Genomic DNA, 12,895 nt, shown 5'->3' with positions numbered 1-12,895 from the left:
AGCATCTGGAATAGCCCGCACACTCAGAGTAATGTGCCCGCCTATCTGTATTTTCTCTCAGCTCTTTCCAAGGAAGTGGAACATGCTGCGACGCCGCATGCTGATCATGTTGGGTGTTGTCCTGCTGGTAGTGCTATTGCTCGCCGGCTACAAGGCCTTCTCCGTTTACCAGCAGATCCAGTCGTTCTCCAAGCCGAAACCTCCGGTCAGCGTCGCCGTGGCCACGGCCACCCAGCAACCCTGGCAGGCTCGCCTGCCCACCGTCGGCAGCCTGAAGGCGCTGCAAGGGGTGGACCTGAGCCTGGAAATCGCCGGGACCGTGCAGAAGGTGCAGTTCCAGTCCGGGCAAAAGGTCAAGGCCGGCCAGCCGCTCCTGCAACTGGACAGCGAAGTCGAAAGCGCCCTGCTGGAAACCGCCGAGGCCGACCTGGGCCTGTCGCAAGTGGATTTCGGTCGCGGCCGACAACTGGTGGGCAGCCAGGCGATCTCCAAGGGCGAATTCGACCGGCTCTCGGCGCAACTGAAGAAGAACCAGGCCACGGTCAACCAGCTCAAGGCGTCGCTGGCCAAGAAACACATCCTGGCGCCGTTCAGCGGCACCATCGGCATTCGCCAGGTGGATGTCGGCGACTACCTGGCCAGCGGCACGGTGATCGCCACCCTGCAAGACCTCAGCAGCCTGTACGTGGACTTCTACGTGCCCGAGCAAAACGTGCCCCGGCTCGCTGTTGCCCAATCGGTCAACGTCAGCGTCTCGGCCTATCCCGGGCAGACCTTCGTCGGCACCATCAGTGCGATCAACCCCAAGGTCGAGGACAGCACCCGCAACGTCCTGGTGCGCGCCACCCTGGCCAACCCCGACGGCAAGCTGCTGCCCGGCATGTTCGCCAACCTGCAGGTGATCCTGCCGGACGTGGTCGCCGGAATCGTCGTGCCGGAAAGCGCCGTGACCTACACCCTCTACGGCAACTCCATGTACGTGGTGACGCAAAAGAAAGCCGCCGACGGCACAGTCGAGAAAGACGGCAAGGGGCAGCCGGTCCTGATCGCCGAACGGCGCTTCGTTGAAACCGGCGAGCGACGCGACGGGCAGGTGCTGGTTTCCAAAGGCGTGCAGAGCGGCGAACAAGTCGTGATCGCCGGCCAGCTCAAGCTCGATAACGGTACGCCGATCGCCATCAGCGACGACAAGACCCTGACCGAACAGAACAGCTCGCCGCGGGCGGACTGATCAAGGAACCCCCATGGCTTTTACCGATCCGTTCATCCGTCGCCCGGTGCTCGCCACCGTGGTCAGCCTGTTGATCGTACTGCTGGGCTTCCAGGCCTGGAGCAAGCTGCCCCTGCGTCAGTATCCACAAATGGAAAACGCCCTGATCACGGTGACCACCGCCTATCCCGGGGCCAACGCCGAGACCATCCAGGGCTACATCACCCAACCGATGCAGCAGAGCCTGGCCAGTGCCGAGGGCATCGACTACATGACCTCGGTCAGTCGCCAGAATTTCTCGGTGATTTCGGTCTATGCCCGCATCGGTTCCAACAGCGACCGGCTCTTTACCGAACTGCTGGCCAAGGCCAACGAGGTCAAGAACCAGTTGCCCCAGGATGCCGAGGACCCGGTCCTCAGCCGCGAGGCCGCCGATGCCTCGGCGCTGATGTACATCAGCTTCTTCAGCAAGGAACTGAACAACCCGCAGATCACCGACTACCTGTCGCGGGTGATCCAGCCCAAGCTGGCGACACTGCCCGGCATGGCCGAGGCGGAGATCCTCGGCAACCAGGTCTTCGCCATGCGCCTGTGGCTGGACCCGGTCAAGCTCGCCGGCTTCGGCCTGACCGCCGCCGACGTGACCAATGCCGTGCGCCAGCACAACTTCCTCTCCGCCGCCGGTGAAGTGAAAGGCGAATACGTCGTCACCAGCATCAACGCCAACACCGAACTCAAGTCCGCCGAGGCCTTCGCCGCGATCCCGCTCAAGACCGACGGCGACAGCCGCGTGTTGCTGCGGGACGTGGCCCGCGTGGAAATGGGCGCCGAGAACTACGACACCATCAGTTCCTTTGGTGGCACGCCTTCGGTGTACATCGGGATCAAGGCCACGCCGGGCGCGAACCCGCTGGATGTGATCAAGGAAGTGCGCAAGATCATGCCGGAGATGGAGGCGCAACTGCCGACCAACCTCAAGGCCGAGATCGCCTACGACGCCACCCTGTTCATCCAGGCGTCCCTCGACGAGGTGGTGAAAACCCTGTTCGAAGCGGTGCTGATCGTCATCGTCGTGGTGTTCCTGTTCCTCGGCGCCCTGCGTTCGGTGATCATCCCGGTGGTGACCATCCCGCTGTCGATGATCGGCGTGATGTTCTTCATGCAGTTGATGGGCTACTCGATGAACCTGCTGACGCTGCTGGCCATGGTGCTCGCCATCGGCCTGGTGGTGGACGACGCCATTGTGGTGGTGGAGAACATTCACCGGCACATCGAGGAAGGCAAGACCCCGTTCGACGCCGCGATAGAAGGTGCCCGGGAAATCGCCATGCCGGTGGTCTCGATGACCATCACCCTGGCGGCGGTGTATGCACCGATCGGCCTGCTCGAGGGCCTGACGGGCGCCTTGTTCAAGGAGTTCGCCTTGACCCTGGCCGGGGCGGTGGTGATCTCCGGGATCGTCGCCCTGACCCTGTCGCCCATGATGTGCGCCCTGCTCCTGCGCCACAATGAAAACCCCTCGGGGCTGGCCCATCGGCTGGACATGCTCTTCGAACGCTTGAAGAGCCGTTACCAGCGCATGCTCCATGGCACGCTCAACACCCGGCCGGTGGTACTGGTGTTCGCGGTGATCGTGCTGCTGCTGATCCCGGTGCTGGTCATGTTCAGCAAATCCGAACTGGCTCCCGACGAGGACCAGGGCATCATCTTCATGATGGCCAACGCCCCGCAGCCCACCAACCTCGACTACCTGAACACCTATACCGATCACTTCATTACCATTTTCAAGGAGTTCCCGGAGTACTACTCCTCGTTCCAGATCAATGGCTACAACGGCGTACAGTCGGGCATCGGTGGCTTCCTGCTCAAGCCCTGGAACGAACGCGACCGCACCCAGATGGAGATCCTGCCCGAGGTCCAGGCCAAGCTGGAAAGCGTGCCTGGCTTGCAGATCTTCGGCTTCAACCTGCCCTCGCTGCCGGGCACCGGCGAAGGCTTGCCGTTCGCGTTCGTCATCAACTCCCCGAAGGACTACGCAACGCTGCTGGAGGTTGCCGACCGGGTCAAAAAGCGCGCATTGGATTCCGGCAAGTTCGCGTTCATGGACATCGACCTTGCGTTCGACAAGCCAGAAGTCGTGGTGGATATCGATCGCGCCAAGGCCGCCCAGATGGGTGTTTCCATGCAGGACCTGGGCGGTACCCTGGCGACTCTGCTGGGGGAATCGGAGATCAATCGCTTCACCCTCGAAGGCCGCAGCTACAAGGTCATCGCCCAGGTCGAACGACCGTTCCGGGACAACCCGGAATGGCTGAACAATTACTACGTGAAAAATGCCAAGGGTGAATCGCTACCGCTATCGACCCTGATCAAGGTCAGCGACCGGGCGCGACCGCGGCAACTGAACCAGTTCCAGCAGCTCAATGCGGTGACGATTTCAGGCTTTCCCATCGTGAGCATGGGCGAGGCCATCGAGACCGTCCGCCAGATCGCCCGGGAGGAAGCGCCGGTGGGGTTCGCCTTCGATTACGCCGGGGCTTCACGCCAGTTCGTACAGGAAGGCAGCGCGTTGTGGGTGACCTTTGCCTTGGCCCTGGCGATTATCTTCCTGGTGCTGGCCGCGCAGTTCGAAAGCTTCCGGGACCCGCTGGTGATCCTGGTGACCGTGCCGTTGTCCATCTGCGGTGCCCTGATTCCGCTGTTCCTCGGCTGGTCGAGCATGAACATCTATACCCAGGTGGGCCTGGTGACGCTGATCGGCCTGATCAGCAAGCACGGGATCCTGATTGTCGAGTTCGCCAACCAGTTGCGCAGGGAACAGAACCTGTCGCCGCGCGAAGCCGTGGAACAAGCCGCGTCGATTCGTCTGCGACCGGTGCTGATGACCACTGCGGCGATGGTGTTCGGCATGGTGCCGCTCATCTTCGCCACCGGCGCCGGGGCAGTGAGCCGCTTCGACATCGGCACGGTGATCGCCACGGGCATGTCGATTGGTACCTTGTTCACCCTGTTTGTGCTGCCCTGCGTCTACACACTGCTGGCCAGGCCGGACAAACACTGAAGGCGGCCAGAAGGGAACTGGATGTTTTTTGCGGCGAGGGAGCAAGCTCCCTCGCACAGGTTTTAGTGCTCGACCGGAGATTGCGACAGGAAAAAAAGGCCTCGCACAGGCGAGGCCTTTTTGGCTTCGTGATGTTCAACTCTGAGGCCTCATCCCTTGGGACAGGCTGAACATGAACAGCAGCAGATCATCGTCCGGTCGGATCGCCTCGCTCGCCTTTGCCACACGCGGCAGGGGACAATGCGCACCCGCACTGGAGGCACTGAGGATCTGCGAGCGTGGCTGTTCCCATACAGCCACCGCCATCGACGTAACTGCCAGGGCTCCGACTAAAAACAAACCTCTAGCAATTTCTAGTTTCATCGCTATAAACCTTTGATAGCGCTGCCAAACGCCGTCTCATAAAAGTAGACGAGTTTTTTCCAGTCGGCATCGCTGAACGACGAATGGCGCCGCAGTTGCTTCAGGTCATGGGAAGCCGCACGCCGGGCGGTCAGACGCTGACGGCACTTCTCGAAATCCAGCAGGGCTACTTCGGCCTTAGCCGCCTCGCCCTCCCCGGTCACACGCACAAAAACATGCTTGATATAGATGCAGCCATGCTGCCAGCGTCCCTTGTGCATGCGGGCCAGGTTTTCAGCCAGCGCCAGGAGGATTTGATCATGCACCGCTTCGCCATGACGCTCGCGCCCACCGCCGGCATACCAGTGCTCGATCTCTTCAAAACCTTCCAGCGCCTGGGTCACCAGCAGCGCACGCCACTTATGAACCGGGTCCCGCTGGGCGCCACAGAAAATCAGCTGGGGGACGCGGACGTCAAGCCGAGTCAACGCCAGCAGTGCATCCTGTTCACGCAGTACGGTCGGCCGACCGAACGGGTGCAGCCAACTGCGATAAATGTGTCCGGTCTGACGCTTGGCATAAAGCAGCTTGCCGTCTTGGTCCCTGATCCGTTGCACACCGCTTTCACCGCCGCGACGCACATTGGGCTCTTCCACCCACTCACCCTGCTGACGCCAGAAATGCTCGAAGTCGTCGAGGAGAATTGTTGACGTCTCTGCTGCCTGTACACCCATGCCCTTACCTCTTGCGTAATACATAAACTCGCCACATGGCATAGAGCGGTAGGAAATCCAGCCGTTCCTGAATACGAAACCCAGCCTGTCGAAACTCTTCTTCTACTGTATCTGTCGGTAACACAAATCGATTCTGGTAGTCTTTCTGCTCACGAGTGCGCTCCAGACGCTTGCGTTTCCAGGCCTTGAAATTGCCATCGACCCACAATGAAACGATCACGCTGTCACGGCTGACACGCTCGAATTCCTTGAGAATCGCCAGTCGATGCGCGGGTTCACCGATGTGATGCAACAAACGCATACAAAAAATACTGTCGACGGCGTTATCAGGCAAGGCAATGTCGAACGCAGAAGTGTGCAAGGGCCGTACCCGTTTTACGACATCGCTCGGTTGAGCCTCCAATGCCGTACTGAGCATGGCCTCGGAATTGTCCGCGCCGATAATGACTCGGTTCGGTTTTTCGGCCAGCAAAGGCCAGAAGCGCCCCGCACCGCAAGGCAGGTCCAGGACCAGGCCAGGGTCTCCAACGAGGGCCAATGCACGCCGGGCCAGTTGTTGGTCTCGCTGGTTGGAAAGACGGCGACTCAAGCCACGACGATGCTTATGAAAATATTCCCTGGCATGCAGCTCGTCGTATTTTTCAGAAAATTCCAGCTTGATGGGTTTGGACATTAGGCGGGCCTCGATGACTGATCGAGCCCACCTTATGAATCGGAATGTCATGCCTTTGTGAAAATAAAGTCAGGTAAACGCTCCAATGTTTACAAGACTTTTCAGCATAGGGGCTTAGCCCTTTGGATTCAATTCCACTTCGAAATGGCAACCATTGGGCTCCATCGTACTGAGGCTGACTGTCCAGCCCTGGTTTTCGCAAATGCGCTGTACCAGGGACAAGCCCAATCCCAAGCCCTCGCCGCGTTTTTCGTTACCGCGCACGAACGGCTCGAACATCGCTTCGCGCTTCTCCTCGGGAATTCCCACGCCGCTGTCCTCGACCACGAATCCGGTGGTGGTCAGCGAAAGGCGGATGAATCCATGGTCGGTGTAGTGCAGGGCATTACGCAACAGATTGCCCATCACGGCCGTCAGGAACGTGGCGTTATACAGGGTGTCGACAGTTTGCCCGGGTTCGAAGATCAGCGTCAGGCCTTTGGATTCGATGGGGGCACGCCATACGCCAAGGAGGTTCTCGGCCACCTGCCCCAGGGTCAGCCGAGGCGACATGCCGTTGTCTTCACGCTCGGCCCTGGCGAGCATCAGGAAGGTCTGCACCAGCTCGCGCATCTCTTCACTGGCCCGATTGATACGCTCGACCTGGGTACGACCGCGCGGGTCCAGCGCCGGGTTTTCCAACAGCAACTCACAAGAGGTCGCCAGGACCATCAACGGTGTGCGCAACTCGTGGCTCACGTCGCTGGTAAACAAGCGCTCGCGGGTCAAGGCCTGGCGCAAACGTCCCAGTGTGGCGTCGAACGCCACCGCCAGTTCTCCCACCTCATCGGCGGCATAATCCGGGGCCAGCGGCGGCGCGAGCCCCAAGAGCTGATCGCGATGACGCACTTGCCGGGCCAGGCGAACCACGGGCGCCATCACCCGCCGTGCCAGGACCCAGCCCAGAAATACCGCCAGCGCCAGACTGAGCACGAACCCCACCAGCACCACGGCGAACAGTACCCGTTCGCGCTCTTCGAAGTCGCTCTGGTCTTGCAGCAACACGTAGTGTCGGCCGTCAACGATCTCGACCATGGCGTGATAGGACAACTGCTCACGAAACACCTCGTGGAAACCGCGCTCCAGATGGCGCAGATCCTTGGGCAACTCGAAATCCCCCGGGCCGCCACTGAAATAAAACAACTGGTCGGGTTCCGGCCGATGGTTCCAGTCCGAGACACTGTCCATCAACAGCAGGCGTTGCAGATCACCGCCAAGCCCGGCGGAGATCAGTTTCTCTTCAACCAGATGGACCGTCGCCACGATGCCCATGGCGAACGCACCGGCCACCAATGCGCTCATCAGCGCAAACGCGATGATGATCCGTTGGGCAAGGCTTTGCTTAAACTCCATCGCGGCCCTCGGCCAGGCGATAGCCGACGCCGTGCACGGTGTGCAACAACGGCTTTTCGAACGGTTTGTCGATCACCTGGCGCAGTTGATGGACATGGCTGCGCAAGCTGTCGCTGTCCGGGCAATCGTCGCCCCACAACGCTTCCTCGAGGATTTCGCGGCGCAGCACATGGGGACTTTTCTGCATCAGCACCGCCAACAGCTTCAGGCCGACGGGGTTGAGCTTGAGCAGCTTGCCTTCGCGCGTCACTTCGAGGGTATCGAGGTCGTAGCTCAGGTCGCCGACCTGCAAGGCCCGCCGGCCACCGCCCTGGGCACGACGCATGACGGCTTCGATCCGCGCCGCCAGTTCCGACAAGGCGAACGGTTTGATCAGGTAGTCATCGGCACCGGACTTGAAGCCCTGCAGGCGATCGTCCAACTGGTCCCGGGCAGTGAGCATGATGACCGGCGTATCGCGCCGGGCGTCTTCGCGCAGGCGCTTGCACAAGGTGTAGCCATCGATGCCTGGCAGCATGATATCGAGCACGATCAGGTCGTAATGTTCGGTCGCCGCCAGGTGCAACCCCGACAAACCGTCCTGGGCGCAATCGACGGTGTAGCCCTTGAGCCCCAGGTAATCGGCCAGGTTGGCCAGGATGTCACGGTTGTCTTCGACCAATAGAATTCGCATGGGCACCTCTGCGTATACGGTTAACGGCCATCTTGGCCAGCGCAGCTTACGGCCAATGCCGACTCAGGGCTAGGGCTGGGCACCGCGCAAACAGACGCCTTCCGCCCATCAGCTTTCCAATGCTTTTTTCACCATAGGTTCACAACCTGACTACAGTGAGGGGGCAACACTTTGCACTATCGGATTGAAAAATAAGGAAAGTAGTAAATGGACTTTATCAAAACAGCGCCTATGCGCTTGCTGTCGCTGATCGCCAGCGCCTGGCTGGTGGTGTTTCTCCTGACCCGAACCGTTTTGCTGCTGACCCATCTGGATGAGGCCGGAGGCGGCGCGTTTTCCGTGTTTGCTATCGGCCTGCTGTATGACCTGGGTTTCCTCGCCTACGCGATCTTGCCGATGGGCCTGTATCTGCTGCTTTGTCCTGCGGCCCTATGGCACCGTCGCGGTCACCGCTGGTTTCTTCGGGGGCTGCTGACGATCAGTGTCTTCATCATGCTGTTCACCGCGGTCGCCGAATGGCTGTTCTGGGATGAGTTCGGCGTGCGCTTCAACTTCATCGCTGTCGATTACCTGGTCTATTCCGATGAAGTGCTGAACAACGTGCTGGAGTCTTACCCGATCGGCACCCTGCTGACGATTCTCGCGGTGTTGGCCGTGGGCTTGAGCCTGGCTTTGAGTAAACCGTTCAATGCCGCGTTCCGTGCGCCTTTACCGCCCTTGCGCACACGCCTGCTCAGCGCCCTGGGTCTGCTGGTTGCCGTCGGCCTGAGCCTGCAACTGCTCAGCCAGGATACGCCGCGCGCCCAGGGCGGCAATGCCTATCAGAACGAACTGTCGAGCAACGGCCCGTATCAGTTCTTCGCAGCGTTTCGCAACAACGAACTGGACTATGGGCAATTCTACGGCAACTTACCCCCGGCGACCGTCGCCCAACAGATACGTGCCGAACTGAACGAACCTGGCGCGCGCTTCATCGGCGAAGACCCACAGGACATCCGCCGTATGATCGACAATCCCGGTGCCGCCCGGAAACCGAATATCGTGCTGGTTACCATCGAAAGTCTCAGTGCCAAATACCTGGGCAGCAACGGTGACCAACGCAACCTCACGCCCAACCTGGACGCCTTGCGCAAACAGAGTCTGTATTTCAGTAATTTCTATGCCACGGGCACCCGCACCGACCGCGGCCTGGAAGCCATCACCCTGGCCATTCCACCGACCCCGGGACGTTCGATCGTCAAACGCATCGGCCGGGAAAGCGGGTTCGCCAGCCTGGGCCAGCAATTGAGTGCGGTGGGCTACGACAGCGTATTTGTCTATGGCGGGCGGGGCTACTTCGATAACATGAACGCGTTCTTCAGCGGTAACGGCTATCGGGTCGTTGATCAAAGCAGCGTCGATGAATCCGAAATCCATTTCAAGAATGCCTGGGGCATGGCCGACGAAGACCTGTACGCACAGACGTTGAAACTGGCCGACGCCAATTACGCCAAGCAGCGACCCTTTTTATTGCAGTTGATGACCACCTCCAACCATCGTCCCTACACCTATCCGGACAACCGGATCGACATCAAATCCGGCAGTGGCCGCGATGGGGCGGTAAAGTACACCGACTACGCCATCGGTCAGTTTCTGGAGCAGGCGCGGCAAAAACCGTGGTTCGATAACACACTCTTCGTTTTCGTAGCCGACCACACCGCCGGCAGCGCCGGTAAGGAAGACCTGCCGATCAGCAACTACCAGATCCCACTGTTCATCTACGCGCCGCAGTTGATCGAACCGCGAGAAAGTGACCAACTCGCCAGTCAAATCGATCTGGCCCCGACGTTGCTCGGATTGCTGAACATGGATTACCAATCGACGTTCTTCGGTCGCAATCTGCTGCAGAACACCCCATTGCCGCCCCGTGTCGTCATAGGTAATTACCAGCATCTGGGCTTGTTCGACGGCAAGGACCTGGCGATCCTAAGCCCGCGCCAGGGCCTGCGCCGGCATGACGATGCATTGACCGAGAGTCGTGAATCCCGGGCAACCCGCGAAGACCCCCTGGTCAGCCGTACCATCACGTATTACCAAACCGCCAGTTATGGCTTCAAGCAACAGCTGCTTGGCTGGAGAGTACCCAAGGAGGGTACCGAGCAAATCAGCGAACGTTAACCGAACGGCCCCAGGCTGATGTCCTGGGGCGCTTTCCTTGTTCAGGATCTGTCATGTCATCAAGCGTTCTACGCCCTGCCCCTCGCCCACTGAACTTCTGGCTATGCCTCATGATTCCCGCCATTACGGCGATCATTCTGGTTTTGCTGGAGTGGACCGATCTGGACATGGTCCTGGCCCGGCTGTTTTATGACCCAACCGTTGGCAATTTCATCGGGCGCCACAGTTTTTTTCTAGAGGACATCCTCCACGACCGGGCGAAACAACTGGTGATTGCCTTTTCGGTGCTTGCCATCATCGGATTCATCGGCTCGTTCTTCATCACCCGGCTCAAACCATTCAAACGCGAGCTGGGTTGCCTGGTGCTGTCCCTGGCACTGGCGACGTCTTTCGTCACCCCGATGAAAGCGGTGACGGCTGTGCAATGCCCCTGGAGCCTGAAGGAATTCGGCGGCAAGGAAACCTACAGTGAACTGCTCAGCCCACGCCCGGCCACCGACAAACCCGGCCGCTGCTGGCCCGGCGGTCACGCCGCCACCGGGTTCACATTGTTTGCGCTGTTCTTCGTCCTGCGCGACCGCCGTCCGCGCCTGGCCCGCCGGGCCTTGGTACTGGCCTTGACGTTGGGCACGGTGTTTTCCCTGGGGCGGATGATGCAAGGGGCACACTTCTTTTCCCATAACGTGTGGACGGCGGTGTTCTGTTGGCTGATTTGCCTGGGGTGTTACTACTACATCCTGTACCGACCGGCCGTCACGGCTGATCGCGTAGCTGTAACCCGTCCCGCCAATGCCTGAACTGAACCGCATCCCAATGTGGGAGCGAGCTTGCTCGCGATAGCGGTGGGTCAGTGCCGGATATATGAGCTGACACACCGTAATCGCGAGCAAGCTCGCTCCCACAGGGGGATTGGCGTCGCTCATAAATACAAGGCAATAAAAAACCCCGCTTGCTTTCGCAGGCGGGGTTTTTCGCTACAGGGGTAAGGCTGGCTTACATCATGCCGCCCATGCCACCCATGCCGCCCATGTCTGGCATGCCGCCGCCAGCTGGAGCGTCTTCCTTGATTTCAGCGATCATCGCCTCGGTGGTGATCATCAGGCTGGCAATCGACGAAGCCGCTTGCAGAGCCGAACGAGTCACTTTGGCCGGGTCCAGGATACCCATTTCGATCATGTCGCCGTATTCGCCGGTAGCAGCGTTGTAACCGTAGTTACCCGAACCCTGCTTGACCTTGTCGACCACAACGCTTGGTTCGTCGCCGGAGTTGGCAACGATCTGGCGCAGCGGTGCTTCTACAGCGCGACGCAGCAACTGGATGCCCACGTTCTGGTCATCGTTGTCGCCCTTGAGTTCGCTGATGGCTTGCAGGGCACGAACCAGTGCCACGCCACCGCCAGGTACCACGCCTTCTTCGACGGCTGCGCGGGTAGCGTGCAGGGCGTCTTCAACGCGGGCTTTCTTCTCTTTCATTTCAACTTCGGAACCCGCACCGACCTTGATCACTGCAACACCGCCGGACAGTTTGGCCAGGCGCTCTTGCAGTTTTTCACGGTCGTAGTCGGACGAAGTCTCGGCCACTTGTGCGCGGATCTGGGTCACGCGAGCCTGGATGTCAGTCTCGACGCCGGCACCGTCGATCACGGTGGTGTTTTCCTTGGACAGGATCACGCGCTTGGCGTTACCCAGGTGCTCCAGGGTGGTGCTTTCCAGGCTCAGGCCGATCTCTTCGGAGATCACGGTACCGCCGGTCAGTACGGCGATGTCCTGCAGCATGGCCTTGCGACGGTCGCCGAAGCCTGGAGCCTTGACGGCTGCGACTTTAACGATGCCACGCATGTTGTTCACAACCAGGGTCGCCAGGGCTTCGCCTTCAACGTCTTCAGCCACGATCAGCAGTGGGCGGCCGGCTTTGGCAACGGCTTCCAGCACGGGCAGCATTTCGCGGATGTTGGAGATCTTCTTGTCCACCAGCAGGATCAGCGGGCTGTCCAGCTCGGCGGTCATGGTGTCTGGCTTGTTGACGAAGTATGGGGACAGGTAGCCACGGTCGAACTGCATGCCTTCTACGACCGACAGTTCGTTTTCCAGGCCCGAGCCTTCTTCGACGGTGATCACGCCTTCTTTACCGACTTTTTCCATGGCTTCGGCAATGATGTCGCCGATGGAGCTGTCGGAGTTGGCGGAGATGGTGCCGACCTGGGCGATCGCCTTGGAGTCAGCGCAAGGCTTGGCCAGACCCTTCAGTTCCTTGACGATGGCGATGGTCGCCTTGTCGATGCCGCGCTTGAGGTCCATCGGGTTCATGCCGGCAGCGACGGCTTTCAGGCCTTCGTTGACGATCGACTGAGCCAGTACGGTCGCGGTGGTGGTGCCGTCACCGGCGTCATCGTTGGCACGGGAGGCAACGTCTTTGACCAGCTGCGCGCCCATGTTTTCGAAGCGGTCTTTCAGCTCGATTTCCTTGGCTACGGAAACGCCGTCCTTGGTGATGGTCGGAGCGCCGAAGCTCTTCTCGATGATCACGTTACGGCCTTTCGGGCCCAGGGTCGCTTTTACTGCGTCAGCCAGGACGTTGACACCGGCGAGCATTTTCTTGCGGGCGGAATCGCCGAATTTAACTTCTTTAGCAGCCATGATCGATATTCCTTAA

The 12,895-nt window shown here is 60.0% G+C and carries 10 protein-coding genes; 4 read left to right on the top strand and 6 right to left on the bottom strand.

Going from position 1 to position 12,895, the window contains the following annotated elements:
- The first annotated feature begins 82 nt into the window (after positions 1–82).
- Positions 83–1,231, top strand: a complete 1,149-nt coding sequence (locus tag BLQ55_RS02270; RefSeq protein ID WP_092201593.1) for an efflux RND transporter periplasmic adaptor subunit — start codon at positions 83–85, stop codon at positions 1,229–1,231.
- A 13-nt stretch (positions 1,232–1,244) separates the two neighbouring features.
- Positions 1,245–4,271, top strand: coding sequence for a multidrug efflux RND transporter permease subunit (locus BLQ55_RS02265; protein ID WP_092252072.1), 3,027 nt, complete (start codon positions 1,245–1,247; stop codon positions 4,269–4,271).
- A gap of 135 nt (positions 4,272–4,406) precedes the next feature.
- Here the strand turns inward: BLQ55_RS02265 and BLQ55_RS32370 are convergent, their stop codons facing one another.
- The 5 genes from BLQ55_RS32370 to colR form a co-directional block, all read right to left on the bottom strand.
- Positions 4,407–4,634: a hypothetical protein gene (locus BLQ55_RS32370; protein WP_092201589.1), complete on the bottom strand. Its 228-nt coding sequence runs from the start codon at positions 4,632–4,634 to the stop codon at positions 4,407–4,409.
- A 2-nt stretch (positions 4,635–4,636) separates the two neighbouring features.
- A complete protein-coding gene (locus BLQ55_RS02255; protein WP_092201587.1) occupies positions 4,637–5,347 on the bottom strand; it encodes a lipopolysaccharide kinase InaA family protein in 711 nt (236 codons plus the stop codon).
- Positions 5,348–5,351: 4 nt separating this feature from the next.
- Entirely contained in the window at positions 5,352–6,020 is a 669-nt protein-coding gene (locus BLQ55_RS02250) for a class I SAM-dependent methyltransferase (RefSeq protein WP_092252070.1), read from the bottom strand.
- A gap of 114 nt (positions 6,021–6,134) precedes the next feature.
- On the bottom strand, positions 6,135–7,412 hold the full coding sequence (locus BLQ55_RS02245) for a sensor histidine kinase (RefSeq protein WP_092201583.1): 1,278 nt from the start codon (positions 7,410–7,412) through the stop codon (positions 6,135–6,137).
- Positions 7,402–8,085, bottom strand: coding sequence for a two-component system response regulator ColR (gene colR / locus BLQ55_RS02240; RefSeq protein WP_024779529.1), 684 nt, complete (start codon positions 8,083–8,085; stop codon positions 7,402–7,404). Before colR ends, BLQ55_RS02245 begins: the two co-directional genes overlap by 11 nt.
- Positions 8,086–8,292: 207 nt before the next feature.
- Between colR and BLQ55_RS02235 the strand changes: the two genes are divergently transcribed.
- Together BLQ55_RS02235 and BLQ55_RS02230 are read left to right on the top strand one after the other, a co-directional pair.
- Positions 8,293–10,242: an LTA synthase family protein gene (locus BLQ55_RS02235; protein ID WP_092252068.1), complete on the top strand. Its 1,950-nt coding sequence runs from the start codon at positions 8,293–8,295 to the stop codon at positions 10,240–10,242.
- A 53-nt stretch (positions 10,243–10,295) separates the two neighbouring features.
- Complete coding sequence (locus tag BLQ55_RS02230) at positions 10,296–11,039, top strand: phosphatase PAP2 family protein (RefSeq protein ID WP_092201579.1); 744 nt, start codon at positions 10,296–10,298, stop codon at positions 11,037–11,039.
- Positions 11,040–11,235: 196 nt separating this feature from the next.
- Here the strand turns inward: BLQ55_RS02230 and groL are convergent, their stop codons facing one another.
- Positions 11,236–12,879 (bottom strand): chaperonin GroEL, encoded by a 1,644-nt coding sequence (gene groL, locus BLQ55_RS02225; RefSeq protein ID WP_092252066.1) that lies wholly within the window; start codon positions 12,877–12,879, stop codon positions 11,236–11,238.
- Between the last annotated feature and the right edge of the window lie 16 nt (positions 12,880–12,895).

This window comes from Pseudomonas sp. NFACC13-1 (genome assembly GCF_900104425.1).
GTDB lineage: Bacteria > Pseudomonadota > Gammaproteobacteria > Pseudomonadales > Pseudomonadaceae > Aquipseudomonas > Aquipseudomonas fluorescens_AA.
This window is presented reverse-complemented; position numbering and strand designations above follow the sequence as displayed.